The sequence below is a fragment of the Bordetella genomosp. 1 genome, from assembly GCF_002261335.1.
GTDB lineage: Bacteria > Pseudomonadota > Gammaproteobacteria > Burkholderiales > Burkholderiaceae_B > Bordetella.
The window spans coordinates 934,324-960,040 of record NZ_NEVL01000003.1; the positions used below are offsets into that span (position 1 = coordinate 934,324).

At 68.8% G+C, this 25,717-nt stretch carries 21 protein-coding genes and 1 tRNA gene; 12 read left to right on the forward strand and 10 right to left on the reverse strand.

Features of this window, described 5'->3' with window-relative positions; genetic code table 11:
* Positions 1–3 precede the first annotated feature (3 nt).
* From CEG14_RS12660 to ggt, 4 genes are all read right to left on the reverse strand, one after another.
* Positions 4–879 (reverse strand): ABC transporter permease, encoded by an 876-nt coding sequence (locus CEG14_RS12660; protein WP_094826702.1) that lies wholly within the window; start codon positions 877–879, stop codon positions 4–6.
* Positions 876–1,820 (reverse strand): ABC transporter permease, encoded by a 945-nt coding sequence (locus CEG14_RS12665; RefSeq protein ID WP_094826703.1) that lies wholly within the window; start codon positions 1,818–1,820, stop codon positions 876–878. The genes CEG14_RS12660 and CEG14_RS12665 overlap by 4 nt, the downstream gene beginning before the upstream one ends.
* Before the next feature lie 77 nt (positions 1,821–1,897).
* Complete coding sequence (locus CEG14_RS12670) at positions 1,898–3,415, reverse strand: ABC transporter substrate-binding protein (RefSeq protein WP_094826704.1); 1,518 nt, start codon at positions 3,413–3,415, stop codon at positions 1,898–1,900.
* Positions 3,416–3,491: 76 nt separating this feature from the next.
* A complete protein-coding gene (ggt, locus tag CEG14_RS12675; RefSeq protein WP_094826705.1) occupies positions 3,492–5,120 on the reverse strand; it encodes a gamma-glutamyltransferase in 1,629 nt (542 codons plus the stop codon).
* 131 nt (positions 5,121–5,251) lie between these two features.
* On the opposite strand from ggt, the gene CEG14_RS12680 reads away from it, so the two are divergent.
* On the forward strand, positions 5,252–6,148 hold the full coding sequence (locus CEG14_RS12680) for a LysR family transcriptional regulator (protein WP_094826706.1): 897 nt from the start codon (positions 5,252–5,254) through the stop codon (positions 6,146–6,148).
* Positions 6,149–6,253: 105 nt separating this feature from the next.
* Here CEG14_RS12680 and CEG14_RS12685 read toward each other — a convergent pair whose 3' ends face one another.
* The 3 genes from CEG14_RS12685 to CEG14_RS12695 all read right to left on the reverse strand — a co-directional run bounded on the left by CEG14_RS12685 (position 6,254) and on the right by CEG14_RS12695 (position 9,771).
* Positions 6,254–6,592 (reverse strand): P-II family nitrogen regulator, encoded by a 339-nt coding sequence (locus CEG14_RS12685; RefSeq protein WP_094799283.1) that lies wholly within the window; start codon positions 6,590–6,592, stop codon positions 6,254–6,256.
* A gap of 34 nt (positions 6,593–6,626) precedes the next feature.
* Entirely contained in the window at positions 6,627–8,261 is a 1,635-nt protein-coding gene (locus CEG14_RS12690; protein ID WP_094826707.1) for an NAD+ synthase, read from the reverse strand.
* A gap of 214 nt (positions 8,262–8,475) precedes the next feature.
* Positions 8,476–9,771 (reverse strand): mechanosensitive ion channel family protein, encoded by a 1,296-nt coding sequence (locus tag CEG14_RS12695; RefSeq protein WP_373454204.1) that lies wholly within the window; start codon positions 9,769–9,771, stop codon positions 8,476–8,478.
* A 125-nt stretch (positions 9,772–9,896) separates the two neighbouring features.
* On the opposite strand from CEG14_RS12695, the gene argH reads away from it, so the two are divergent.
* Positions 9,897–11,318, forward strand: coding sequence for an argininosuccinate lyase (argH, locus tag CEG14_RS12700; RefSeq protein ID WP_094826709.1), 1,422 nt, complete (start codon positions 9,897–9,899; stop codon positions 11,316–11,318).
* Positions 11,319–11,437: 119 nt separating this feature from the next.
* Here argH and CEG14_RS12705 read toward each other — a convergent pair whose 3' ends face one another.
* A complete protein-coding gene (locus CEG14_RS12705) occupies positions 11,438–12,025 on the reverse strand; it encodes a nitroreductase family protein (RefSeq protein WP_094826710.1) in 588 nt (195 codons plus the stop codon).
* Positions 12,026–12,123: 98 nt separating this feature from the next.
* The gene (cadR, locus tag CEG14_RS12710; RefSeq protein ID WP_094826711.1) at positions 12,124–12,558 is read right to left on the reverse strand and encodes a Cd(II)/Pb(II)-responsive transcriptional regulator; all 435 of its coding nucleotides are present in this window, start codon (positions 12,556–12,558) and stop codon (positions 12,124–12,126) included.
* Between the two features lie 182 nt (positions 12,559–12,740).
* On the opposite strand from cadR, the gene CEG14_RS12715 reads away from it, so the two are divergent.
* The 8 genes from CEG14_RS12715 to CEG14_RS12750 all read left to right on the forward strand — a co-directional run bounded on the left by CEG14_RS12715 (position 12,741) and on the right by CEG14_RS12750 (position 23,024).
* A complete protein-coding gene (locus CEG14_RS12715) occupies positions 12,741–15,152 on the forward strand; it encodes a heavy metal translocating P-type ATPase (RefSeq protein WP_094827524.1) in 2,412 nt (803 codons plus the stop codon).
* 348 nt (positions 15,153–15,500) lie between these two features.
* Entirely contained in the window at positions 15,501–16,415 is a 915-nt protein-coding gene (locus CEG14_RS12720; protein ID WP_094826712.1) for a LysR family transcriptional regulator, read from the forward strand.
* Between the two features lie 304 nt (positions 16,416–16,719).
* Positions 16,720–17,175, forward strand: coding sequence for a GNAT family N-acetyltransferase (locus tag CEG14_RS12725; protein WP_094826713.1), 456 nt, complete (start codon positions 16,720–16,722; stop codon positions 17,173–17,175).
* A gap of 190 nt (positions 17,176–17,365) precedes the next feature.
* Positions 17,366–18,145 carry an exodeoxyribonuclease III gene (xth, locus tag CEG14_RS12730; protein WP_094826714.1) on the forward strand — a complete coding sequence of 260 codons (780 nt, stop codon included), beginning with the start codon at positions 17,366–17,368 and terminating at the stop codon, positions 18,143–18,145.
* A 64-nt stretch (positions 18,146–18,209) separates the two neighbouring features.
* A tRNA-Ala gene (locus CEG14_RS12735) sits at positions 18,210–18,285 on the forward strand.
* A gap of 147 nt (positions 18,286–18,432) precedes the next feature.
* Entirely contained in the window at positions 18,433–18,840 is a 408-nt protein-coding gene (locus CEG14_RS25730; RefSeq protein WP_143277207.1) for a FitA-like ribbon-helix-helix domain-containing protein, read from the forward strand.
* Positions 18,837–19,259, forward strand: a complete 423-nt coding sequence (locus CEG14_RS12745; protein ID WP_094826716.1) for a type II toxin-antitoxin system VapC family toxin — start codon at positions 18,837–18,839, stop codon at positions 19,257–19,259. Before CEG14_RS25730 ends, CEG14_RS12745 begins: the two co-directional genes overlap by 4 nt.
* Positions 19,260–19,451: 192 nt before the next feature.
* Positions 19,452–23,024, forward strand: coding sequence for an autotransporter domain-containing protein (locus tag CEG14_RS12750; protein ID WP_094826717.1), 3,573 nt, complete (start codon positions 19,452–19,454; stop codon positions 23,022–23,024).
* 90 nt (positions 23,025–23,114) lie between these two features.
* On the opposite strand, the gene CEG14_RS12755 is transcribed toward CEG14_RS12750, so the two are convergent.
* Positions 23,115–24,080, reverse strand: coding sequence for a helix-turn-helix domain-containing protein (locus CEG14_RS12755; protein ID WP_094826718.1), 966 nt, complete (start codon positions 24,078–24,080; stop codon positions 23,115–23,117).
* A gap of 324 nt (positions 24,081–24,404) precedes the next feature.
* On the opposite strand from CEG14_RS12755, the gene CEG14_RS26365 reads away from it, so the two are divergent.
* Positions 24,405–24,554: a hypothetical protein gene (locus tag CEG14_RS26365; protein ID WP_179280590.1), complete on the forward strand. Its 150-nt coding sequence runs from the start codon at positions 24,405–24,407 to the stop codon at positions 24,552–24,554.
* The gene (locus CEG14_RS12760) at positions 24,544–25,587 is read left to right on the forward strand and encodes a class I SAM-dependent methyltransferase (protein WP_179280591.1); all 1,044 of its coding nucleotides are present in this window, start codon (positions 24,544–24,546) and stop codon (positions 25,585–25,587) included. The genes CEG14_RS26365 and CEG14_RS12760 overlap by 11 nt, the downstream gene beginning before the upstream one ends.
* Positions 25,588–25,717 lie beyond the last annotated feature (130 nt).

A 25,717-nucleotide genomic window follows, 5' to 3' on the forward strand; every position in this document is an offset into this window, starting at 1 on the left:
TATTCACTTCTCTTGACGCGGGTCGAGCGCGTCGCGCAGCCCGTCGCCGAGCAGGTTGAAGCCCAGGACCGCCAGGAAAATCGCCGCGCCCGGGAAGATCGACATCCAGGGTGCCTGGGTCATGAAGTTCTTTGCCGTGTTGAGCATCGAGCCCCACGACGGATTGGGCGGCTGCAGGCCCAGGCCCAGGAACGACAGGCTGGCCTCGGCGATGATGGCCGTGGCGATGGTGATGGTGGCCTGCACGATCAGCGGCGGCATCACGTTGGGGAAGATGTGGCGGCCGATGATGCGCAGGTCGGAGGCGCCGAGCGCGCGGGCGCTTTGCACGTAGTCCTCGTTGCGCACCGCGAGCACCTGGCCGCGCGTGATCCGGATGAACTTCGGCGCGGCCGACACCCCGATCGCGATCATGGCGTTGATGAGGCTGGGGCCCATGAAGGCGGCCAGCGCGATCGCCAGGATCAGGAACGGAATCGCCAGCAGCGCCTCGGTGGCGCGCGAGATGCAGCTGTCGGTCCAGCCGCCGAAGTAGCCGGCGGCGAGGCCGAACGGCACGCCCACCACCAGCGCGATCAGCACCGACACCATGCCGGCCATCAGCGAGGCGCGCGCGCCGTAGACCAGGCGGCTGTAGATGTCGCGGCCCAGCTCATCGGTGCCCATCCAGAACGCCGACGACGGCGCCTTGCGGATGGTCATGAAGCTGGTCTGGAACGGATCGTGGCTGGCCAGCAGCGGGGCGAAGATCGCCAGCACCACGAAGAACAGCACGATCACCAGGCCGATCAGCGCGACCTTGTTGCGTTTGAATTTGTTCCACGCGCGGTTGCCGGCGCGGGGCGGAACGGCTTGGGCCGTTGCAGTCGTGGCGCTCATGCGTGCCTCAGGCGGGGATTGACGAGAATGTAGAGAACGTCGGCCAGCAGGTTCATGATGATGAAGCCCACGGCCACGCACAGGACCACGCCCTGCACCACCGCGTAGTCGCGGTTGAACACGGCGTCGACAACCAGCTTGCCGAAGCCCGGGATCGTGAACACCTGCTCGGTGAGCACGGCGCCCGCCATCAGCTCGCCGAACAGCAGCGTGACCAGCGTGACGATCGGCATGAGCGCGTTGCGCAGCGCGTGCCGCATCACGACCTTGCGCGCGGACACGCCCTTGGCGCGCGCGGTGCGCACGTAGTCGGCCGAGAGCGCCTCGAGCATCGCCGAGCGCGTGTGCCGCATCAGATAGGCGGCGATCGCGGTCGACAGCACGAAGGCCGGCATCAGCATGGTCTTGATCGACAGCCACAGGTCCTCGGCGGGCGAGACATAGCCCGAGGCCGGCAGCAGCTTCCACTGCACCGATACCACCATGATGAGAATGATGCCGAGCCAGAAGTTGGGGATGGACATGCCCGACAAGGCGGTGACGTTGGCCCCCATCTCCACGGCCGTGCCCTTGCGCACGGCGGCGATGATGCCCATCGGGATGCCGATCAGGATGGCGAACAGCATCGCCATCGCCGCCAGTTGCAGCGTGACCGGCAGCTTCTGCGCGATCAGCGTGGTGACCGGCACGTCGGTGCGCACCGACCGGCCCAGGTCGCCCTGCAGCACGTTCTGCATCCATGCGACGTACTGCATCGGGATCGGATCGTTGAGGCGATATTTCTCGCGCAGGTAGTCGAGCACGGCCGGGTCGCGCTCTTCGCCGGCCATTGTGAGCACCGAGTCACCGGGCAGGATTTTTTGCAGGCCGAACACGATCATCGACACCAGGATCAGTGTCGGGATCGCGACCACCATGCGGCGCAGGATCAATTTCAACATGGGCGGAAAACCGTAAGACAACAAAACACGAACGCCCGGACCGCCGCAAACGGCGGGCCGAGCGTGCGATCAGACACTTACTTCTGGGCCAGCGTGACGCCCTTCAGGCGGATCATGCCGTCGGGGAACGGCGCGAAGCCGCGCACGTTCTTGGCCAGCACGAAGGGCCAGGGCTGGTAGTACAGATAGATGTTGTGGGCATCGTTGTGCAGGATGGTCTGCGCCTGGTCGTAGATGGCCTTGCGCTTGGCTTCATCGGGCACGGTGCGGGCGTCGGCCAGCAGCTTGTCGACTTCCGGATTGCTGTAGCGGCCGTCGTTGAGCGCGCCCTTGGCCGTGACGAACTGGTAGATGTTGCCGTCGGGATCGACCCGACCCGACCAGCCGCGCATCATCATTTCGAAGTTGCCGGCGGTGGCTTCGGTGAGCAGCGCCGCGTATTCGGTGGGACGCAGGCTGAGCTTGAAGCCGGCCTCCGCCGCCATGGCCTGGATCATCTCCGCGATGGCCGAGGTGGTGGTGTTGTTGCCGAAGGCGAACTCGGCGCGCACCTCGGTGAGGCCGGCCTCCTTGAGCAGCGCGCGCGCCTTGGCGACGTCGCGCTTGGGCACCGGGAACTTGTCGCTGTGGTAAGGGCTTGCGGGCGGGAACGGCTGGCTGGCGGACTGGAAGATGCCGCCGCCCACGACCTGGTTGATCACGTCGCGGTCGATCGCCAGCTCGAGCGCGCGGCGCACCCGCACGTCCTTGAAGGGGTTGTCGGCGCGCTTGCCGTTGTTCAGGTTGAAGAAGATCTCCTGGAAGCCCAGGCCCGCGACCTGCGCGAACTGCACGGACTTGTCGTCCTTGACCTGCGGCGCATCCGAGGGGTTGAGCCGCTCGAGGATGTCGATGCCGCCGGCGCGCAGGTTCTGCAGGCGCACGGTGGTGTCGGGGATCGGCAGGAACACGAGGCGCTTGAAGGCGTAGTCCTTCGCGTCGTAGTACTGGTCGAACTTCTCCAGCACGATGCGGTCGTTCTGCACGCGCTCGACGAATTTGTAGGGACCCGAGCAGATCGGCTTGCGGCCGACGGTGGCGGCATCGCCCTCGAAGGTCTTGGGCGACAGCATCATGCCGGCGCGATCCGACAGTTGCGCGAGCAACGTGGCGTCGGGACGCTTGAGCGTGAGCACCAGCGTGTCGGGCGCGGGCGCCTCGATCTTGTCCACCGAGGCCAGCTCGCCCTTACGCATGCTGTCCTGGAGCGTGAGCGCACGCTCGAGGTTGGCCTTGGCCGAGGCGGCGTCGAACTTGGTGCCGTCGTGATACGAGGCGTCGGTGCGCAGCTTGAAGGTCAGCACCTTGTTGTCGTCGGAGTACGACCACGAGGTGGCGAGCTGCGGCACGAAGTGCAGCTTCTGGTCGATGTCGACGAGCTTGTCGCACAGCGAGGTGAACACGATGCGGCCCACGTAGGTGCGGGCGCGATGCGGGTCCAGCACGTCGGGATCTTCCTGCAGGCCGATGCGCAGGTCTTGCGCCACGACGGCGCCGCTGGCCAGCGCCAGCAGCGCGCCGCCCAGCGCGAGGCCAAAACGTTGCTTCAGTTTCATTATCCGTTTCCCCTTGGATGTTGTTGACTGAAAAAGCGAAGAAACGCCCCGGCGGCCGCGGCCCCGGGGCGCGGGCTCAGAAGCCCACGGCCTGGCCGTCGCGGCGCGTATCGCTCGCCGCCACGTAGCCCAGTTCGTTGTCGTTTTCGTGCAGGCGCCAGATGAATTGGCCGGCGCCGAAATCCATGTAGGGATCGTCGACCGACTTGAGCGAATGGCCCATGCTCTTCAGACCTTGGACCACAGCCTGATTCATCGTCGATTCCACGTCAAGCGTGAAATCGCGGTTGACCTTCCAGCGCGGCGCGCAGCAGGCGGCCTGCGGCTGCTGGTGGTAATCCAGCATGCGGATCACGGTCTGCAGATGGCCCTGGGGCTGCATGTCGCCGCCCATCACGCCGAAGCTCATCACCGGCTTGCCGCCGCGCGTGAGGAAGCCCGGGATGATGGTGTGGAACGGGCGCTTGCCCGGCTCGACCACGTTGGCCGACTTGGGATCCATCGAGAAACCCACGCCGCGGTTCTGCATGCTGATGCCGGTGCCCGGCACCACCACGCCCGAGCCGAAGCCCATGTAGTTCGACTGGATGAAGGAGATCATCATGCCGTTCTCGTCGGCGGCGGTCAGGTAGACCGTGCCGCCGGCGTGCGGACGGCCCGCCTGGAAGTGCGTGGCGCGATCGAGGTCGATCAGCTTGGCGCGGCTGTCGAGGTAGGCATCCGACAGCATCTGCTCCGGCGTGACCTCCATGCTGCGCGGGTCGGCCACGTAGCGGTACAGGTCGGCGAAGGCCAGCTTCATGGCTTCGATCTGCACATGTTGCGACTGCAACGAATCGACCTTCATGTTGGCCAGGTCGAAACGCTCGCAGATGCCCAGCGCGATCAGTGCGGCGATGCCCTGCCCGTTCGGCGGGATCTCGTTGAGCTCGTAGCCGCGATACGACTTGCTGATGGGCTTGACCCACTCCGGCTTGTAGTTGCGCAGGTCTTCCAGCGTCATGGCGCCGCCGCATTCCTTGCTGAAGGCGGCGATGCGCTCGGCCAGCTCGCCTTCGTAGAAATCGCGGCCCTTGCTCTGGGCGATGCGGCGCAGCGTGTTGGCGGCGTCCGGGAAGCGGAAGTGCTCGCCCACGGCCGGCGCGCGGCCGTTCGGCATGAAGGCCGCGGCATAGCCGGGCTGGTCGCGCAGCTCGGACGCGGCGGCGGCCCACTTGTGCGCCACGACCGGCGGCACGCTGTAGCCGCGCTCGGCGATCTCGATGGCCGGGTCGAACAACTGGTCGAAGGGCAGTTTGCCCAGCTTCTCGTGCAGGGCCGCCCAGCCGGCGACCACGCCGGGCACGGTCACCGCGTCCCAGCCGCGCTTGGGCTGCTTGGCCAGGCCGTCGGCGCCGGTGCCGTACTTCTGCTTGAAGTAATCCACCGTCCAGGCGGCCGGCGCCACGCCGGAGGAGTTCAGGCCGTGCAGCTCCTTGCCGTCCCACACCAGGGCGAAGCAGTCACCGCCCAGGCCGCACGACACCGGCTCGGTCAGCACGATGGTGGCCGCCGCCGCGATGGCCGCGTCCACGGCATTGCCGCCCTTGAGCAGGATGCGCAGGCCGGCCTGCGCGGCCAGCGGGTGCGAGGTCGACACCACATTGCGCGCAAACAGCGGAATCCGGTGGGAGGGATAAGGATTGGTCCATTCGAAGGATTTCATGGCGTCGGCCCCACGGCTCAAAGCAAAGGAAGCTGGCGAAGGTACTCCCGTGCTTTAATTAAATCAATTTGATTTGTTGATCCGTCATTAAAAGTTTTTTTATATAAAGCCCCACTTACGGGTATACCCGGATGAGCTCCTTACGCTTCATGCGCACCTTCCTGGCCGTGGCCCATCACGGCACCTTCTCCGAGGCCGCCGAGCAGGTCGCCCTGACCCAGGCCGCGGTGAGCTTCCAGATGCGCTCGCTCGAGGCCGAACTCGGTCGCGAGCTGTTCGACCGCAGCGGCCGGCTCGCCATCCTGAACGCGGCCGGGCGCGAATTGCTCCCGGAAATCAAGCAGTTGGTGGATTTGTACGACCGTCTGAGGGTGCCGCGCAATCCCGCCGACGCGCTGGCGGGCTCCGTGTCGGTGGGCGCCATCGTGTCCTGCATGGGCACGCTGTCCAAGGTGGTGACGCGCATGAAGCGCGAGCATCCCGGCCTGGACGTGCGGGTGTTCTCGGGCAAGGCGAGCGAGCTGGCCGGCAAGGTCGAGGCGGGCGAGCTCGACGCGGCCTTTCTGGTGGAGGCCGGCCGCAAGATGGCCAGCACGCGCTGGACCGCGCTCTATGAAGAGCCGCTGGTGGTGCTGGCCCACCCGGGCGCGGCGGGCGAGGCCGTGCGCGAGCTGCTGATGCAGAACCCCTTCCTGCGCTTCGACCGCACCCAGCGCACCGGCCTGCAGATCGACCGCGTGCTGCGTCGGCTGGGCGTGGCCGTGGACGACTTCCTGGAGCTGAACGCCATCGAGACCCTGGTCGAACTGGTGCGGCAGGAGGCCGGCGTGACGCTGCTGCCGCTGCTCAACGGCAGCAACTGGCAGAACGACGCCGGTCTGCGCGTGTGGCGCCTGCCCGCGGACCTGGGCCCGGTGGCGCGCGGCATCGGCATGCTCGAGCGGCGCGACCACGCGCGCCAGCACATCACGGCGGCGATCTGCGAGGCCAGCCAGCAGGTGTTCGCGGCGCGCCAGGCCGCCGCCTGAGGCCCGCCGCGACGGCCGACCCTGCGCGGGCGCCCTGCCCGCCTCGAGACCCCACAAAGCAAAGGCGGCCCGCAGGCCGCCTCGTGATGCCGCAGGAACGGGCGCTCAGAGCGCCTGTTCGTCGGCCTCGCCGGTGCGGATGCGGATGGCCTGTTCGACCGGCGTGACGAAGATCTTGCCGTCACCGATCTTGCCGGTGCGCGCCGCCTTGAGCACCGCCTCGATGGCCTGGTCGACCAGCTCGTCGGCCAGCACGACCTCGACCCGGATCTTGGGCAGGAAATCCACCACGTATTCGGCGCCGCGATAGAGCTCGGTGTGGCCCTTCTGGCGGCCGAAGCCCTTGACCTCGGTCACGGTGAGGCCGCTCACGCCGACCTCGGCGAGCGCCTCACGGACTTCGTCGAGCTTGAACGGTTTGATGATGGCGGTGACTTGTTTCACGTTCTGCAATCCTGGAGATGTAGAAAGGGCTGGCTCAGAGGAGCTCCCGAAATCCGTTGGTGACAGGATACCGCCAATCGCGGCCGAACGCGCGTGGGGTGATCCGGGGGCCAGGGGGGGCCTGGCGCCGCTTGTATTCGTTGATGCGGATCAGCCGCACCACCTGCTCCACCGCCTCGCGCGGATACCCCTCGGCCACGATCTCGGCGGGCGAGGCGTTCTGCTCCATATAGCGCGCCATGATGGCGTCGAGGATGTCGTAGGGCGGCAGGCTGTCCTGGTCGGTCTGGTCGGGGCGCAGCTCGGCCGAGGGCGGACGCGTGATGATGCGCTCCGGGATCACCTCGCCGCGCGTGTTGCGCCAGACCGCGAGCCGGTAGACCAGCGTCTTGGGCACGTCCTTGATGACCGCGAAGCCGCCGGCCATGTCGCCGTACAGCGTGCAGTAGCCGGTGGTCATCTCGGATTTGTTGCCCGTGGTGAGCACCAGCCGGCCGGTCTTGTTGGACAGGCCCATCAGCAGGGTGCCGCGGGCACGCGCCTGGATGTTCTCTTCGGTGGCGTCGACCGGGCGGCCCGCGAAGTGCGGGGCCAGCGCCGATTCGAACGCGTCCACGATGGGGCCGATCACGATCTCGTCGTACTGCACGCCCAGGCGCTCGGCCATGTCGGCGGCGTCGGTGAGCGAGATGTCGGCGGTGTAGCGCGACGGCATCATCACCGCCCGCACGTTGTCGGCGCCGATGGCATCGACCGCCACCGCCAGCACCACGGCCGAATCGATGCCGCCCGACAGGCCCAGGATGGCGCCGGGAAAGCCGTTCTTGCCGAGATAGTCGCGCACGCCCAGCACCAGCGCGTTCCAGACCTGCTCTTCCAGGCTGAACGGCGCCATGTCGGCGCCCGCGCTGGCCGGGCTGACCGCGCCGTGCGCGTCCACCTCGACCAGGTTCACCCCTTCGGTGAAATCGGGCAGGCGCGCGGCGCAGCGGCCCTGCGCGTCGAGCGCGAAGGAGGCGCCGTCGAACACCAGCTCGTCCTGGCCACCCACCAGGTTGGCGTAGAGCAAGGCACAGCCGGTGGCCTCGACGCAGCGGCGCGCCACGTCCTGGCGCGCCTCCTGCTTGCCGGTGTTGTAGGGCGAGCCGTTGGGCACCAGCAGCACCTGCGCGCCGGCGCGGGCGCTCTGCGCCGGTGCGCGGTCGAACCAGATGTCTTCGCAGATCACCACGCCGAAGTTCACGCCCTTGACGCTGAACACCAGGGCGGCGTCGCCGGCCGCGAAATAGCGCTGCTCGTCGAACACGGCGTAGTTGGGCAGCTCCTGCTTGCGGTAGGTGCCGAGCAACCGGCCCTCGCACAGCACGGACGCGGCGTTGTAGAGCAGGCCGTCGTGCTCGAGCACGTGGCCCACCACCACGTGCAGCCCGGCCAGGCCGGCCATGTCGGCGCTCAGCTTGTCGAGCGCGTCCTGCTGGCGCTGCACGAAGGACGGGCGCAGCAGCAGGTCTTCGGGCGGATAGCCGACCAGCACCAGCTCGGGCGTGAGCAGCACGTCGGCCTGCTGGCGGTGCGCGCTGTGCGCCGCTTCGAGCACCTTGCCGGCATTGCGCGCAAGGTCTCCGACACAGGCATTGATTTGGGCGATGGCGACCCGGACTGCACTCATGAACGACGGTTCCGCTGACGATATGAAAGGCAGCGCGGATTATCGCACGGTGATGACAGTGGCGACGCGGCCGATGCGGGCGGCATGCACGGGGCGGCGCCCTCGCCCGCCGCGCCCGGGCGAGCGGTTGCAGGCGCAACGACCGGCGGCATTGGCGGGCCCCCTTGCAGACGCCCTCGCCGGCGCCCCATTGTGGTGCATCGCGCGGCTGGGCTCAGCCCGCGTTGCCGACCTGTTCGCGTTGCGCCTCGTGCAGCGCGGCGGCGCGCATGTCGCCGGCGAACCTGCCGAAGTCGGCGCCCGACGGCGCCTGGTACAGCCGCAGCCCGAGCTCGGGCAGCACGGCCAGCAGATGGTCGAACACGTCGCCCTGGATGCGCTCGTACTCGACCCAGGCCGTGATGGCCGTGAAGCAATAGACCTCGATCGGGATGCCCTCGGTCTGCGGCTCCATCATGCGCACCATCATCGCCATGTCCTGGCGCACCTCGGGATGCTGGCGCAGATAGGCCAGGGCATACATGCGGAAGGTGCCGATGTTGGTGAGGCGGCGGCGGTTGGCCGGCACCTCGGCCAGGTCGCCCAGCTTGGCGTTGGTCTCGGTGAGGGCGTCTTCCTTGGCCTGCAGGTAGTCGTGCAGCAGGGCCACGCCCTTGAGCCGCTGCGCGTCGCCGGCGTCGAGGAAACGCACGCTGGTGGCGTCGATGCGCAGCGTGCGCTTGATGCGGCGCCCGCCCGATTCGAACATCTGGCGGTAGTTGCGATAGCTCTCGGAAAACAGCTTGTAGGTGGGCACGGTGGTCACCGTGTTGTCCCAGTTCTGCACCTTCACGGTGTGCAGCGCGATGTCCTTGACGAAGCCGTCGGCATTGGCCTGCGGCATCTCGATCCAGTCGCCGATGCGCAGCATGTCGTTGGACGTGAGCTGCGTGCTGGCCACCAGCGACAGCAGCGTGTCCTTGAAGACCAGCAGCAGCACCGCCGACAGCGCGCCCAGGCCGGAGATCATCCAGAGCGGCGAGCGGTCGATCATGATGGAGAGCACCAGCACCACGCAGATCGCATACAGGATCAGCTTGCCGATCTGGATATAACCCTTGATCGAGCGGGTCTGGGCGCGGGTGGTGGCCGAATAGGTGTCCTGCCAGGCGCTCAGCAGCCCGCTCACCCCGATGAACACGCAGATCCAGGCCGCGGCATGGGCGAGCCGGCCCACCACGGTGACCACGCGCTCGGCGTGCGGCACCATGTCGATGCCCATCGAGACCACCGCGAACGGCACCGCGTACCAGAAGTTGTGATACGCCCGCCGTCGCGTCAGCGCCTTGTCCCAGTCTTCGCGGCCGGAGGCCACCAGCAATTTGTGGGCGAAGAACAGCACCAGCCGCGCCACCACCCATTGGGCGAACAGCGCGGCCAGCACCAGCACCCCCACGCCGAGCAGGGTCTGGGCCCAGGGCTGGGACGGCACGGAATGATCCAGCGCGTCTACCAGGTTTTCCCATTGCATGGTCAAGATCGGAACTCCGTCATTCGAGATGGGCCAGATTATCCGCCATCGCGGCCCCCGGATCGTTTCCGGGCGTGTCCGCCGCTCGCAAGCCGTTGCCCGGTGGCCCTATAATCCCCGCCATCATGGCAAATACTCCCGACTCCAATCAGAACCAGTTCGCCAACAAGGCGAACGCCTGGTCCGCCCGTTTCTCCGAACCGGTCTCCGACCTGGTCAAGCGCTACACCGCCTCGGTCGACTTCGACAAGCGTCTGGCCCGCCACGACATCCGTGGCTCGCTGGCGCACGCCGACATGCTGGCCGCGCAAGGCATCATCTCGGCCCAGGATCTGGCCGACATCCAGCGCGGCATGCAGCAGATCGGCAGCGAGATCGACGCCGGCTCGTTCCAGTGGCTGCTGGATCTCGAAGACGTGCACCTGAACATCGAGAAGCGCCTGGTCGAACTGGTCGGCGACGCCGGCAAGCGCCTGCACACCGGCCGTTCGCGCAACGACCAGGTGGCCACCGACATCCGCCTCTGGCTGCGCGACGAGATCGACAACCTGATCGACCTGCTGCGCCAGCTGCGTCACGCGCTCGCCACGGTCGCCCTGGAAAACGCCGGCACCATCATGCCCGGCTTCACCCACCTGCAGGTGGCCCAGCCCGTCACCTTCGGTCACCACCTGCTGGCCTACGCCGAAATGTTCGGCCGTGACGCCGAGCGCCTGGCCGACACCCGCAAGCGCGTGAACCGCCTGCCGCTGGGCGCCGCCGCCCTGGCCGGCACCAGCTTCCCGATCGACCGCGAGCGCGTCGCGCGCACGCTCGATTTCGACGGCGTGTGCCGCAACTCGCTGGATGCCGTGTCCGACCGCGACTTCGCGATCGAGTTCTGCGCCGCCGCCGCGCTCATCATGACGCACGTCTCGCGCCTGTCGGAAGAGCTGGTGCTGTGGATGAGCCCGCGCGTGGGCTTCATCGACCTGGCCGACCGCTTCTGCACCGGCAGCTCGATCATGCCGCAAAAGAAAAACCCCGACGTGCCCGAACTGGCGCGTGGCAAGACCGGCCGCGTCAATGGCCACCTGGTCGCCCTGCTCACCCTGATGAAGGGCCAGCCGCTGGCCTACAACAAGGACAACCAGGAAGACAAGGAAGGCCTGTTCGACACCGTCGACACGGTGCGCGACACGCTCACGCTGTTCGCCGACATGGCCGGCGGCATCAAGGTCAAGCCGCAGAACATGCGCGCCGCCGCGCTGCAGGGCTTCGCCACCGCCACCGACCTGGCCGACTACCTGGTCAAGCGCGGCCTGCCGTTCCGCGACGCCCACGAAGTGGTGGCCCACGCCGTGCGCGACTGCGAACAGCGCGGTTGCGACCTGGCCGACCTCACCACCGACGAGCTCAAGGCGTACAACCCGGCCATCGCCGACGACGTGCACCAGGTGCTCACGCTCGAAGGCTCGGTGGCCGCGCGCAATCACGTGGGCGGCACCGCCCCCGAGCGCGTGCGCGAGGAAGCCCAGCGCGTGCTGGCCGAAACCGCACAGGCCTGACCGGCGCGGGGTCCCGCCCCGCCGCCCGCAAGAAAAAAGCCCCGCCGATCACGATCGGCGGGGCTTTTTTTTGGTTGCGTGCGCAGACAGCCGGTCTGCGCGTCAGGCCAGCCAGCGCGTCAAGCGCCGGTCCACTCGCTGGTGAAGTCGCGGAAGTCGGGGCGCTCGATCTTCGGCACGGCGCAGGCCGGGGTGCCGATCGCCAGGAACCCCAGGAACCGGTGATCCAGCGAATCGAAGCCGAGCTTTTCCTGCACCTCTTCCACGTAGGTGCCCAGGCCGGTGCTCCAGAACGCGCCGTAGCCCAGCATGTGCACGGCGTTCAGCACGTTCATCACCGCGGTGCCCGCCGCGATCACCTGCTCCTGCTCCTGCACCTTGCTGTTGTGGTCGATCTTGGCGGCCAGCGCCAGGAACAGCGGCACGCCCGCCATCCATTCGCGCACCGACTTCTCTTTCTCGGGCGTCATGCGCGGATCGCCGCTGCGCTTGACCGCGTCCAGCGCCATGTCGGCCAGCTTGCCGATGGCCTCGCCGCGGATGATCTTGAATCGCCACGGGCGCAGCGCGCCGTGATCGGGCGCGCTCATCCCGGCCTGCAGGATCTGGTCCAGTTCCTCGGGCTTGGGCGCGGGCCCGCGCAGAAACTTCACGGAGCGGCGGGTGTAGAGCGCGTGCAGCGGGGAAACGGTTTCGGTCTGGGACATGGGTGACGGAGCCAAATGCAAAAAAGACAGATTCTCATATTACGCCAGGCGCGATGCCGACGCGGCCAAACCCCTGCCATCGGCCGGGGCTTCGCGCCTCAGCCCAGGTGGGTGTGGCGCTCGGGACGTTCTTCGACCTGCATTTCCGACAGGCCATGCAGGATGCCGCAATCCTCCGTGTCGGCATGGGCCGACAGGCAGCGCTGGCGCAGCTCGCCGAGTTGCGACTTCAGCTGGGTCAGCTCGGCGATGCGCTCGTCGACGTGGGCGATGTGCTCGTCGAACAGCTCATTGATGGGCCCGCAGCCGGTCTGGTGATTGTCCGCGAGGGTCAGGATCTGGCGGATCTCGTCCTGCGTCATGTCGAGCGCGCGGCAATTGCGGATCAGCCGCAGCCGGTCCTGGTGCACCTGGCCATAGCTGCGGTAGTTGTTCAGGCCGCGCTCGGGCGCGGGCAACAGCCCTTCCTTCTCGTAATACCGCACGGTCTCGACCGTGGTGCCGGCCGCCTTGGCCAGTTCGCCGATCTTCATCGTCTGCCCTCCTGAGCTTGCGCCGGCGCAAGCCACCGGTGACGGCGGCCCACGACCTGCTTGACCCTATAGTAACTCCAGGGTGTGAAATTCGGACAAATACCAGCGCTTTCATGTCGGGGACACATCTCCGGCCTTGCGGGAAGCGCGAGTCCGTCAGGAAGACTGCCTTGGAACACAAGATGTCGCGTACGCCGAACCCCCTCTCCGATGCCCGTCCCGATGCCTGCTGCGGCCATGATCATGGCCCGGCGGAAGGTGGCCGGGCGGCGGCCGGACACGATGCGCACGGCGCCGACGCCGCCCATCGTCATGAACACGCCCACGATCACGATCACGCCCATGAGCACGGCCAAGACCACGGTCATGCGCACGACCATGCCGCGCCCCGCGCCGCTGCGGCCGGGGGCTGCTGCGGCGGCCACGCGGCCGGCGTCGCCGCGTCCGGGGGTGCCGCCGCGGTGCTGCAGGCCGGCCCCGGCCAGTCGGTGGCGCGCGTGCGCATCGGGCAAATGGACTGCCCCACCGAGGAGACCCTGATCCGCAAGAAGCTGGGCAACATGGGCGAGGTCCATGCGCTCGACTTCAACCTGATGCAGCGCGTGCTCACCGTGGTGCATGCCGACGCGGCGCTCGAACGCGTGCTGGCCGCGATCCGGTCGCTGGGCATGACGCCCGAAGTCCTGGCCGACGACGCGCCCGCGCGCGCCGCCGCGCCCGCCGCGCACGGCGGCTGGCGTTGGCTGGCCGTGGGCGGCGTGTTCGCGGCGCTGGCCGAGGCGGCGCACTTCGCCAGCCTGCCGGCCTGGTCCACGGCGGTGCTGGCGCTGATCGCCATCGCCGCGAGCGGGCTGTCGACCTACCGCAAGGGCTGGATCGCGGTGCGCAACGGCAACCTCAACATCAACGCGCTGATGAGCATCGCCGTCACCGGCGCCGTGCTGATCGGCCAGTGGCCCGAGGCGGCCATGGTGATGGTGCTGTTCAACGTGGCCGAGCTGATCGAGGCGCGCGCGCTCGACCGCGCCCGCAATGCCGTGCGCGGCCTGATGGATCTCGCGCCGCAGACGGCCCATGTGCGCCAGGGCGACGGCCAATGGCGCGACGTGCCCGCGGCGCAGTTGCGGCTCGACGACGTGGTGCGGGTGCGGCCTGGCGAGCGGATCGCCGCCGACGGCGTGGTCAGCGACGGCCGCTCCGCCGTAGACCAGTCGCCCATCACCGGCGAGAGCCTGCCGGTCGAGAAATCGGTGGGCGACGAGGTGTACGCCGGCACGGTCAACGCCGCCGGCTCGTTCGACTACCGCGTGACCGCGGCCGCCGGCAACACCACGCTGGACCGCATCATCCACGCGGTCGAGCAGGCCCAGGGCGCGCGCGCCCCGACCCAGCGTTTCATCGACCGCTTCTCGCGCATCTACACCCCGGCCGTGGTGCTGCTGGCGGTGCTGGTCGCGCTGGTGCCGCCGCTGCTGCTGGACCACGCCTGGCTGGACTCCGTGTACCGCGCGCTGGCGCTGCTCATCATCGCCTGCCCGTGCGCGCTGGTGATCTCCACGCCGGTGAGCGTGGTGAGCGGCCTGACCGCCGCCGCGCGCCGCGGCATCCTGATCAAGGGCGGCATCTATCTCGAAGAGGGCCGCAAGCTCGACTGGCTCGCGCTGGACAAGACCGGCACGCTGACGCGCGGCAAGCCGGTGCAGCGCACGCTGCGCGCCTGGCTGCCCGCCAGCGCCGGCGGCCTCGACACCGAACAGGTCGCGGTCAGCCTGGCCGCGCGCTCCGACCACCCCGTGTCGCGCGCGCTGGCCCAAGCCGATTCGGCCGCCGCCGTCACGCGGCTGGACGTGAGCGACTTCGAGGCCCTCCCTGGCCAGGGCGTGGCCGGGACGATCGACGGCGAACGCTTCCATTTGGGCAACCGCCGCCTGATCGCCAGCCTGGGCCTGCTGACCCCCGAGGTCGCGGCCTATTTCGACGAGGCCGAACAGGCCGGCGACACCGCCATCGCGCTGGCCGACGCGCGCGCCGTGCTGCTGACCGCGGGCGTGACCGACACGCTCAAGCCCACCAGCGCCGAGGCGATTGCGGACCTGCACCGCCTGGGCGTGCGCACGCTGATGCTCACCGGCGACAACGCCCGCGTCGCGCAGCGCATCGCCGCCGACCTGGGCATCGACGCCGTGAATGCGGAGCTGCTGCCCGAACACAAGCTGCAGCAGATCGAGGCGCGCCTTGCCGACACGCGCGGCAAGGTCGGGATGGTGGGCGACGGCATCAACGACGCCCCCGCGCTGGCGCGCGCCGACATCGGCTTTGCCATGGGCGCGGCCGGCACCGGCACCGCCATCGAGACCGCCGACGTCGCCCTGATGGACGACGACCTGCGCAAGATCGGCACCTTCGTGCGCCTGTCGCGCGCGACCCACCGCGTGCTGATGCAGAACATCGGCCTCGCGCTCGGCATCAAGGCGATCTTCCTGGTGCTCGCCATGACCGGACACGCCACGCTCTGGATGGCCGTGTTCGCCGACGTGGGCGCCAGCCTGCTGGTGGTGGCCAACGGCCTGCGCCTGCTGCGCGCGGTGCGCTGAGCAGGCGGGCCACGGTCGCGCGCCCGGCTGCGGCCGCGCCTCGCCCACACGCGCCCGAAATTCACCGCGCGGGCCGGGCCCGACCGGCCCGTTGCGATGAGGGAGCGTGCTTCAAGGCGCTTGACCAGAGCCGCGCCGGCGCGACGCCCGCTGGCCGAGCTTGACCCGTCTTGCGACGGCATCACGCGATGCGCGGCGGCCGCCGCGGCCGTGCCCCGCCGTGGCGCCCGGCCCCGACGGGCCAAGCCCCTCCGCCCGCCCGATCCGCCGCAACGCGGGCGCACTGGGATATAGTGCGGGTCATTCCCGAATCCCCGCTCACGGCCGCACCCGCGCGCCGCCTCCCGGATGCAAGACCTCAACGACCTCTATTACTTCGTTCAAGTGGTGGACCACGCCGGCTTCGCGCCGGCCGGCCGCGCGCTCGGCATCCCGAAGTCCAAGCTGAGCCGCCGCATCGCGCTGCTCGAAGACCGGCTCGGCACCCGCCTGATCCAGCGCTCGACCCGCCGCTTCACGGTCACCGACATCGGCCACACCTATTACAACCACTGCCGCGCCATGCTGGTGGAGGCCGAGGCCGCCGAAGAGGCCATCGCCGTGAACCGCGCCGAGCCGCGCGGCGTGGTGCGCATGACCTGCCCGGTGGCCCTGCTGGAAGCGCAGGTCGGCGCCATGGTGGCGGACTTCATGGTGGCGTATCCGCAGGTGCACGTGCATCTCGAGGACACCAACCGCCAGGTCGACGTGGTGGGCGAAGGCATCGACGTAGCGATCCGCGTGCGGCCCGGCCCGCTGCAGGACAGCGACCTGGTGCTGCGCATCCTCTCCGAACGCGGCCAGTGCCTGGTCGCCAGCCCGGCCCTCGTCGAACAGGCGGGCGCGGAGCCGTTCACCTCGCCGCTCGACCTGACCCGCCTGCCCAGCCTGGCCCTCGGCCTCGGCGCCGCCCAGGCCGAGCAGGCCTGGCACCTGATCGGCCCCGATGGCCAGACCGCCACCGTCCCGCATCGCCCGCGCCTCATCACCCGCTCGATGCTCGCCCTGCGCGCCGCCGCCCTCGCTGGCGTGGGCGTGGTGCAGCTGCCCGGCATGATCGTCCACGAACAACTCGCCCGCGGCGACCTCGTGCACCTGCTGCCCGGCTGGGCCCCCCGCCGAGAAATCGTCCACGCCGTCTTCGCCTCCCGCCGCGGCCTGCTCCCCTCGGTCCGCACCCTGATCGACTTCATGGCCGAACGCTTCGAACAGATCGGCGACTGATCCGACCGCCGTTCAAGAAAGCGTTCCTGGCCTCCAAGCGCGTCGCCGCTCCCCAAAAAAGGAGTCAGACTGCATTTTCGTAAAGGTGTCAGACTGCATTTTTCGCCGTGCGGCGCCCGAGGCAAGAAAGCATAAAGGTGTCAGACTGCATTTTCCGGCCACCCCGTGCGCTCGAGCGAGGTCGGCCATCCGGGAAATGCAGTCTGACACCTTTATGCCGCCGCACACCGACGCTCCGCCACGCCGCGCGACGGTACCGAGAGCCGGTGCTACAGTGGCCGCATCCCTGCCCCACGAGACTCCCATGACCGCTGGCGCCCCGAAGATCCACATCGAAACCGTGCACGACATCACGCCGGAAATCGTCGCGGCCTTCGATCGATTGCTGCCGCAGTTGTCGGCCACGGCGCCGCGACCCTCGCCCGAGCAGCTCGCGCAGCTGGTCGCGGCGCCGGCCAACACCGTGTTCGTGGCGCGCTCGGCGGCGACCACCGAGATCGTCGGCACGCTCACGCTGATCGAAATGCGCATGCCCACCGGCGTGCGGGCCTGGGTCGAAGACGTGGTGGTCGACGCCGCCGCGCGTGGCCTGGGCGCGGGCGATGCCCTGGTCCAGGCCGCCCTGGCGCGCGCCCGCGCCCTCGGCGCCCGCTCGGTCGACCTCACATCCAGTCCGTCCCGCGTGGCGGCCCACCGCCTCTACGAACGCACCGGCTTCGCCACCCGCGACACCCACGTATTCCGGCATTCATTCGAGTAAGCGGGCCCACCCGCTCGGCGCCTGTACTGCGCGTCCCAGGCGGGGCCCGATGCCGGACCGCCGCGCGGTATCATTGGCCCCATCCCGCCGTCCCCATGCTTCCGGCCCATCGGTCGCCCGTCTGTTTCCGGACGCCCACCGACCGGCCGACCGCATCAGAACCCGCGCCCATCAACGACCCTCAGATTTCATGCAGCTCACTACCTGGAACGTCAACTCCCTCAACGTCCGCCTGCCGCAGGTGCTGGCCTGGCTCGAGGCCAACCCGGTCGACGCGCTGTGCATCCAGGAGCTCAAGCTCACCGACGACAAGTTTCCGCTGCAGGCCTTCACCGACCTCGGCTATCACGCCGCGTGGGCCGGCCAGAAGACCTACAACGGCGTCGCGATCCTGTCGCGCGAACCGGGCTTTGCGCTCACCCGCAACATCCCCGGCTACGACGATCCGCAGCAGCGCATCCTGGCGGTCACCCTGCCCTCGCCCGCCGGCGACGTGCGCGTGATCTGTGCCTACTGCCCCAACGGCCAGGCGGTCGGCAGCGACAAATATGCCTACAAGCTGGAATGGTTCGGCAAGCTGCGCCATTGGGTCGAGGAAGAGATGCGCACCTATCCGCGGCTCGCGCTGCTGGGTGACTACAACGTCGCACCCGCCGACGAGGACGTGCACAACCCGGAGAAGTGGGAAGGCCAGGTGCTGGTGTCCGAACCGGAGCGCGCCGCGTTCCGTGCCCTGCTCGACCTGGGCCTGAGCGACTCCTTCCGCCTGTTCGACCAGCCGGAGAAGTCGTTCACCTGGTGGGATTACCGCCAGTTCGCCTTCCGCCGCAACGCCGGCCTGCGGATCGACCATATCCTGCTGTCCGACGCCCTGCGCCAGCAGTGCAGCGCCGTCGTGATCGACCGCGCCACCCGGGCCAACGAACAGCCGTCGGACCACGCTCCGGTGACCGCCACGCTCAAATTCTGAAATCTCAGCAGGACCGCTACCCACCCAAAAAATTTTCGGGTATAGTTTTGGTCTTGCTTGATTTGGGGCGGTAGCTCAGCTGGGAGAGCGTCGCGTTCGCAATGCGAAGGTCGGGAGTTCGATCCTCCTCCGCTCCACCAAATTCCCGGAAACAGGGCCTGACATCGAAAGATGCCAGGCCCTGTTTGCATTGGCGCGCTGCGATCCGACCCGAACGCCGATGCCGGACCATCGCATCAACCCGGGCGCAACTGATCTCAGTCGCCGTGCAGGCGACCCGATCGCGTGTGACCGATTTCCCCCGCCCCCTCACCTTCAGCGCGCGTTCGCGGCAGAATGCCGGCTCAGCCCGCCGTCGCGTCACGCGCATCCTGGCCGTGGCTGCCGCGCGCAAGCAAACGCGTGGTCCTCGTCGCACCTCTTCTCCGAAGGAGCCGGCCATGCCCTGCATCACGCTGTCCGACGTACCCACCGAAATCATGGACAAGCTACGTCTGCGTGCGCGGCGCAATGGCTGCAGCGCCGAGGAGGAGCTGATGGCCATCCTGATCGCGATCATCCGCGCGGACGACAGGCTGCCCGCGGAATCGCCGCTGGTTCGGCTGTGCCGCAGCTTCCAACTCACCGATGAAGAGCACGCCCTGTTCGACCGGATCAGGCATCCCGCACCGTCGCAGCCCATTGAACCGAAATGATCCTGGTCGACACCAACGTCGTTTCGGAGACGATGCGCGATGCGCCGGACCAGCGGGTCACCGCCTGGCTGCACGCCAACGCCCCGGAATCGCTGTTTCTGTCTGCCGTCACCGCGGCGGAATTGCGTTCCGGCGTGGCACTCATGCCGCTCGGCAAGCGACAGCGCGTGATGGAAGTCAAACTGGAGCTCTGGATCATCCCGATGTTCCACGACCGCGTGCTCGCGTTCGATCTGTATTGCACCTCCGCCTATGCCGATTTGTTGGCTCGCCTCTCCCGCGCGGGGCGTCCGCCCAGCACGAACGATGCGTTGATCGCGGCAACCGCGCTGGCACATGGCCTGCGCGTCGCAACGCGTGACACGCGCCCGTTTCGCGCCGCCGGTATATCCGTCATCGACCCCTGGCTGGCTGACTGAACGCACGCGTTCGATCCCCGGGATCGAGCGCAGGTGAGACAAATCAGCACCACGCATCCGCGTGTCCACGCCGGTGTCGCAGGGGAGAAGAGACTGCCGGACCAATCTCCACACACTCTCGGACCTTCACAGGGACGCGCATCGAAAGCCCGTCGATAGACTGCCTCGAGTAGTCCACACAGGAGGGCGATCATGAGCCAACAACATCAGGCGCACACCGGTGCGACCGGCGCCGCACACCACCGCTGCTGTCAAGCCAGTCCCGCCACCCGCGCATCCGGGCGCCGACCACCCTACGCGCACGGCTTTGCGCTCGGGCTACTGCTCGCCACCTGCGGCACGGCGGCGAGCGCCCAGAGCGCCACACCGGCCGCCGCAGCGCCAAAGCCCTACGTCGAGCCCGGCAAGGCCGGCGATCCCGCCAGCTGGCGCACGCCCGACTTCGTCACCAACTGGGGGCTGGGCGTGATGAAGGCGGAGCATGCCTACGCCCGTGGCGCCATGGGCCAGGGGGTGAAGATAGGCCTGGTGGACTCGGGCGTGTTCAGCAGCCACGAAGCGTTCAGGGGCGGCCGTCTGCATCTGCTCAACGTGAAGGGCGTCTACGGCACCACGCACCAGGTCTACACCGTCGAACGCGGCGTGCCCTTCAACCCGCCCAAGTTCCACGTAGCGGGCACGCCGTTCAACGTGTCTTCTGAATTCGACCCGCGCTACAACGATTCGCATGGCACCGAGATGACGGCGCTTGCCGGCGGCGCGCGCCATGGCAAGACCATGCATGGCGTGGCGTTCAAGGCCGATCTGTACATGGCCACGACCTCCGGCAGCGACAACAACCAGCTGCTGGGCTCGAACGACCTCGACTACAACTACTTCAAGGCCGCCTACGATGCACTCGGCAATGCAGGCGCGCGGATCGTGAACAACAGCTATGGGCAGGCGCCCCGCGTCAAGCTCGAGGAAGAAACCGGCGACACGCGCCGGCCGGCTGCGGCGCTGTCCGATCTGCTGCGGGCCAATCGCAATTTCTGGTCCAACAGCGTGGGCGTCAACGATCTCGGCGTCCGCGACCGCAAGACATTCGTCGACGCGGCCGTCGACGCGCAACGCCAGTACGGCTACGTGCAGGTCTTCTCGGCCATCAACCAGGACTACGCCTACAACCCCGCCATCGAAGCCGCACAACCGTTCTTCCACCCCGATCTCGAGGGCGGCTGGCTGGTTGCGGCCGCCTACGACCAATCGGGCGCATCGGTCTACAACCAGTGCGGCTATGCAAAATGGTCGTGCATGATGGGGGTATCCGGCATGTTGTCGGCGTCGGTCAAAGGGCCCACGGTCTACGACAACGCCAACGGCACCTCGGCATCGGCGCCCAACCTGTCGGGGGCCCTGGCGGTCGTCATGTCACGCTTTCCTTACCTGACCAATGCCCAGGCCCTGCAGGTGATGCTCTCCACCGGGCGTATCCAGGAAGCGTCTGCCACCCAAACCGGCGGGACCGGGAAACTCACCTATCGCTTTCTCACCCAGGTCCAGCAAAGCGCTTCGGAGATTCCCAACGAAATCGGCGGGTGGGGCCTGCCCGACCTGCAGCGTGCCATGGACGGTCCCACGCAGCTGCTGGACCACATGGCCGTGCACCTCCCGAACGGCACCTCCGACACCTGGTCGAATCCGATCTCCGACGTGGCGCTGCAGGCACGCGAGGCCGACGACAAGAAGGTCGTCGCTGCGATGCGCGCCCTGCTCGCCGGCGGCCAATGGAACATCGACAATCTGCGCGACATCTATTCCCAAGGATGGGTGCCCGTCGCCGACGACGCGCCGACCCGGTTCGACCACGAACTGCTCATCGAGCTGATCCGGAATGGAGGCAGTTTCACGCAGGCCGACCGCACGATGATTGGCGACCTGATCCGCGACTGGGATGCCGCCATCGCAAAGCGGGGTCTCGATCCGCTCACGGGCAAGACCTACGTCGGCAGCCTCGAAAAGCGAGGCGGCGGCGAGCTCACCTTGGCGGGTGCCAACACCTACCACGGCACCACGTGGGTGCGCGAGGGCGGATTGGTCATCGCCAAGACCGGCACCCTGGCCGGCGCCTCGGTGGTGGAAGGCCAAGGCACGCTCACCGTGGCGGGCAAGGTCGCAGACGTCAAGGTGAACCACGGTGGCACGCTGCTCGCGTCAGGCACCACGGGCGCGGTTCAGGTGAGCGGGGGCCGCGCCGCGATCGATGGCGCCAGCGGGACCGTCGTGGTCGCCGCCGGCGGGCTGGTGCAAGGCACCGGCACATTGGCCGCGCTGAATGCCGCGGCAGGCGGTCGCGTCGCCCCCGGCCATTCGGTCGGCACGCTCAAGGTGGCCGGCGACGCCACGTTCGCGCGCGGCGCCACGTATGCCGTCGAGCTGGCCCGGGACGGGCGCGGCGCCGACCTGCTGCAGGTCGCGGGCCAGGCCACGCTGCAAGGCGGCGCCCTGTCGGTGGAGCTCGAGCACACCGGCAGGCCAGTGACGGCGGCGGATCTGCAGGCCACGCTCGGCAAGCGCCAGACCGTGCTCACCGCCGCCCGCGGCATCAGCGGAAAATTCGCCACGGTGACATCACCCTATCCGTTCCTCGGGGGCATTCCCACCTATGGCGCCACGTCGCTCGCCGTGGCGCTCGGGCGCAACGCCGTGCCGTTCGCCCAGGCGGCGGCCGACGGCAACGGCCGCGCGGTCGGCACGGCGATGGAATCGCTGCCGCAAGCCAATGGCGCATATGTCGCCCTGCTGACGTCGCGCAGCACGGCCGAGGCGCGCACGCTGCTGCGCCAGTTCGACGGCAGCGTCTACGCCAACACCTACGCGATGCTGGCGGAGCAAAGCCGGCACGTGCGAGGCGCCGCGTTCGATCAGCTCGACGATGCCCAGCGCACGCCCGGGCCCGACGGCCGCGTGCGCATCTGGACGCGCTTGCTGGGCGCATGGTCGCGCGACCGCGCCGCCTCGGGCTACACCACCGACACCAGCGGCTTCCTGGCAGGCGCCGACACCCGGGTGCGCGAGGGCCTCCGTGTCGGCGCGCTGGCGGGCTACGGCCATCAGTCGCTGCGCATGCAGGGCGCGCCCGCATCGGCCCGCGTCGATACGCTGCATCTGGGCGCCTATGCCGGCTGGCAAATCGGCGGGCTCGCCCTGCGAGGTGGCCTGGCGGGAAGCTGGAGCCAGGGCAAGGTCCGGCGCGAGCTCGGCTACGGCGGCGCGAACCACACGGCACGCAACACGCTGTCGGCACGCACCTCGCAGGTTTTCGGTGAAGCCGCCTATCGCGGAATGCCCGCGCACGCCATCCGGGTCGAGCCGTTCGGCCGGATCGCGTATGTCCGGGTCGACGGCGAGGGTCACACCGAATCGGGCGCCGACGCGGCGCTGCGGCTGGGTTCCAGCGGCAATCACACGGTGGTATCGACGCTGGGCCTGCGCCTGGGCCACGACGCCGTCGTGGGCGCCGCGCGGGTGCTGCGGCTCGACGCCCTGCTCGGCTGGCAGCACCGGCTCGCCGGCCGGGCAATGCGAACCCGCCTCTCGTTCGCGGCAGGCGGGCAGCCCTTCAACGCCGAGAGCGTGCCGTTGTCGGGCGATGCCGCCGTGCTGGGGCTGTCGGCGGCGGGCGGTTTGGGCAAGAACGGCATGCTCGCGGTGAGCTACAACGGCACGCTGGGCGGTCAGTATGCGGAGCACGCCGTAAGCGCCAACCTGCGCTGGGCGTTCTGACGCCACGTCGGCGCCGGGTCCGATGGCACCGGGCCCGATGGCGCCGCGCGCCAAACAGGCCGGCTACCCCTCGCGGGCGCGCCGGCCTGCTCAGGCCTGGCGCTTGCCCGCAACCGACTTCGGCGTGCGGCCGAAATGCCTGCTGAAGGCCGCGCTGAAACTCGCGAGATGCTGGTAGCCGACGCGGTAGGCGACGGTGGACACATGCAGCCCCGACTCCAGCAATTCCCACGCGCGACGCATCCGCACCTCCGTGAGCAAACGGTGCGGGCTCGTGCCGTGCAGTTGGCGGAACCCCTGCTTGAGCTTGCACTCGTTGATGCCGGCCTCGGCGCTCAGGTAGGCAATCGAGAGCGGCCGGTCGTAGTGCTGCAGGATCAGGTCGTGCGCGCGCTGCAGCCGGGCCCGGTCGTCCGGGCGCCAGCGCCCCGCCTGGGGCGAACGCAGGCGCATCTGCTTGCATTGCTCGGACAGCAGGCTCAGCGCCGCGATGTGCAGGTCCATGCGCTCCACGCGCTCGGCCTCGCCCTCTTCGCGCCGGCGCCGGTCGTGCCGCAGCATGAGCGCGCGCGCCAGGTCGGCAACGCATGCGCTGGTGGTGTCGAAGAAAAGCGGGTCGGCGATGGCGGGCGTGTCGGTGTGCAGCACGTCTTCGCAGCCATAACCAGCCAGCAACTCCTCGTCGGCGATCACGCGCAGCTGGCGCACGTCTTCGTCGGCCAGGAAGCGCCGCTGGGCGCGGGCGTCGCCGAACGCGGCCACGGTGGTGCGGCCGGCGAGAAACTCGAACCGCCCTCCCCGGCGTTCGACACACGAGGAACGCCCCTGCAGCGCCACCGTGATGGTCAGCGCCCTGCGGCCGCGCTCCACCACGCTCTCCTCGATCAGGTCGTGACGCGGGCGGTAGTGCGACACGGCGAGCGTCAGGCCGTCGGCGAGCGCGAGACTGTCGGTCGCGCCCTGGCCCAGCTCGGCCGGCAGGCGCGTCTGGCACCACCCGCCGGGATCCGGTGCGCGCGCAACGATCAGGTCGGCGGGACCAATGCGGTAGTTCATGTTCCTGGCCTCCTCATGGCGGGCGTGCGGATCAGGGGCGACGCCGCGCGCTTCTTTCCGGGCCTCGGGCTGCGGATCGCCGCGCCTGAGAACGGATCGTTGCCTGTGCAACCAACGGCCCGACTGCGGCTGGCGGCACGCGCGACGGTGAAGGCATGGTGATCCCGGGTACAGACTCGTTACCGCCATCGGCGGCCGCGCTCCCGATCGCCAAAGAATCGCTCCGGATCGCCTAAATATCAAATGAAAATCATGCGCATCTGAAAATTATAGTGACCTCCATGCGCCGGCGCCTATGCCGGGCGCCGCAACAGGAGGTATTTCATGTCCATGCCGATTCCGGGTCGCCGCCTTGCCACCGGGTGGCAGCCGCACGCCCCGCTCGCGCTGCGGTCCGGCCAGTCCGCCGACGCCGACCGCGCCGACCTCGCCTGCGGTCGTTCCCGCCTCGCCGGAGGTCGTCATGCGCTTTGAGTCGCGCCATCCATTGCAACCCTATTGGGACCTCGTCGGTGCGCCGCTGCAGGTGCAAGCCCTGGAACAGGCGCTGACGCTCGGCCTGTTCGACCTGCTGCAGGCGCCGACCGCGCCCGCCCAGGTTGCCGAACGGTTGCAACTCGACCGCAGCGCGAGCGCGACGTGGCTGGAGTTGCTGTGGAGCATGGGGCTGCTGACGCGCCACGCGCCCCCGCAGCCCAGCGCCGCGCCAGAGTATGGCGTGAGCGCGGTCGCCGCGCGTTTCTTTCGCGAGGCGTCGAGCGAGAATTGCACGCAGGCATGGCTGTACCGGGCCAGGCTGCTGGGCCGTTTCGCCAGCCAGATGGAGTCCCTGCTGCGTGATGGCCATGATCCCGCCGCCGACATGGCGCACACGTCGGCGCCCGCAGGGTCGTGGGCGCAGGCGGCGCGGATGCAGATCGGGCAGGAGCAGCGCCACATCAGCGTACCGGCCGTGCTCGAGCGGCTGGCGTGCCTGCATGCCCTGCCCGACACGGGCCGGCTGCTGGACCTCGGCGGCGGCCCCGGCCATGTGGCGATCGCGCTGGCGCAGCGCCTCGCCGGTTGGCGCGGCACCGTCTGCGACGGGCCGGAGACGGCGGCGGTCGCCCAGGAGAACATCCAGCGCGCGGGGCTGGATACCCGCCTGGACACGCTGGGTTGCGACCTCAACCAGGACGGCTTCGGCAGCGGCTACGACCTCGTCTGGTGCTCATCGGTGCTGCATTTCATGAAGGACCCGCACGCGCTGCTGCGCCGGATCTGCGAGTCGCTCGCGCCCGGCGGCGTCGCGCTGCTGGCGCACGCAGAGGTGCCCGACGATCCGGCCGTGGCCGCGGCGGTCATGCCCTTCTATACCTCTCTGAAGTTTCGCGGCAACTATCTGCCCGCCGCGGGCGAGGTGCCGGCGGCGATGACGCTGGCCGGCTTCGAGGGCGTACAGGCGCTGGGCCGGCTCGCCTTCCCGCTCGCACCGGTGTGGCTGTATTTGGGTCGCCGGCCGGCCTGACACCGGCGCGGACGAAGGCGCCGCGCGCCTCGGCGCCGGCGCCGCGATAGCACGTGCAGAGGTGGAAACGTTGGCGCGGGAAGGTGAAATCAAAGTCGGTGCCCACCCCCTCCGACCTCCGGCAAGTCTC

What these genes read in the sequence shown, in the direction of transcription:
- CEG14_RS12660 (WP_094826702.1), bottom strand. Translation starts at nt 879, where the DNA reads ATGAGCGCCACGACTGCAACGGCCCAAGCCGTTCCGCCCCGCGCCGGC.
- CEG14_RS12665 (WP_094826703.1), bottom strand. Translation starts at nt 1,820, where the DNA reads ATGTTGAAATTGATCCTGCGCCGCATGGTGGTCGCGATCCCGACACTG.
- CEG14_RS12670 (WP_094826704.1), bottom strand. Translation starts at nt 3,415, where the DNA reads ATGAAACTGAAGCAACGTTTTGGCCTCGCGCTGGGCGGCGCGCTGCTG.
- ggt (WP_094826705.1), bottom strand. Translation starts at nt 5,120, where the DNA reads ATGAAATCCTTCGAATGGACCAATCCTTATCCCTCCCACCGGATTCCG.
- CEG14_RS12680 (WP_094826706.1), top strand. Translation starts at nt 5,252, where the DNA reads ATGAGCTCCTTACGCTTCATGCGCACCTTCCTGGCCGTGGCCCATCAC.
- CEG14_RS12690 (WP_094826707.1), bottom strand. Translation starts at nt 8,261, where the DNA reads ATGAGTGCAGTCCGGGTCGCCATCGCCCAAATCAATGCCTGTGTCGGA.
- CEG14_RS12695 (WP_373454204.1), bottom strand. Translation starts at nt 9,771, where the DNA reads ATGCAATGGGAAAACCTGGTAGACGCGCTGGATCATTCCGTGCCGTCC.
- argH (WP_094826709.1), top strand. Translation starts at nt 9,897, where the DNA reads ATGGCAAATACTCCCGACTCCAATCAGAACCAGTTCGCCAACAAGGCG.
- CEG14_RS12705 (WP_094826710.1), bottom strand. Translation starts at nt 12,025, where the DNA reads ATGTCCCAGACCGAAACCGTTTCCCCGCTGCACGCGCTCTACACCCGC.
- cadR (WP_094826711.1), bottom strand. Translation starts at nt 12,558, where the DNA reads ATGAAGATCGGCGAACTGGCCAAGGCGGCCGGCACCACGGTCGAGACC.
- CEG14_RS12715 (WP_094827524.1), top strand. Translation starts at nt 12,741, where the DNA reads ATGTCGCGTACGCCGAACCCCCTCTCCGATGCCCGTCCCGATGCCTGC.
- CEG14_RS12720 (WP_094826712.1), top strand. Translation starts at nt 15,501, where the DNA reads ATGCAAGACCTCAACGACCTCTATTACTTCGTTCAAGTGGTGGACCAC.
- CEG14_RS12725 (WP_094826713.1), top strand. Translation starts at nt 16,720, where the DNA reads ATGACCGCTGGCGCCCCGAAGATCCACATCGAAACCGTGCACGACATC.
- xth (WP_094826714.1), top strand. Translation starts at nt 17,366, where the DNA reads ATGCAGCTCACTACCTGGAACGTCAACTCCCTCAACGTCCGCCTGCCG.
- CEG14_RS12745 (WP_094826716.1), top strand. Translation starts at nt 18,837, where the DNA reads ATGATCCTGGTCGACACCAACGTCGTTTCGGAGACGATGCGCGATGCG.
- CEG14_RS12750 (WP_094826717.1), top strand. Translation starts at nt 19,452, where the DNA reads ATGAGCCAACAACATCAGGCGCACACCGGTGCGACCGGCGCCGCACAC.
- CEG14_RS12755 (WP_094826718.1), bottom strand. Translation starts at nt 24,080, where the DNA reads ATGAACTACCGCATTGGTCCCGCCGACCTGATCGTTGCGCGCGCACCG.
- CEG14_RS26365 (WP_179280590.1), top strand. Translation starts at nt 24,405, where the DNA reads ATGTCCATGCCGATTCCGGGTCGCCGCCTTGCCACCGGGTGGCAGCCG.
- CEG14_RS12760 (WP_179280591.1), top strand. Translation starts at nt 24,544, where the DNA reads ATGCGCTTTGAGTCGCGCCATCCATTGCAACCCTATTGGGACCTCGTC.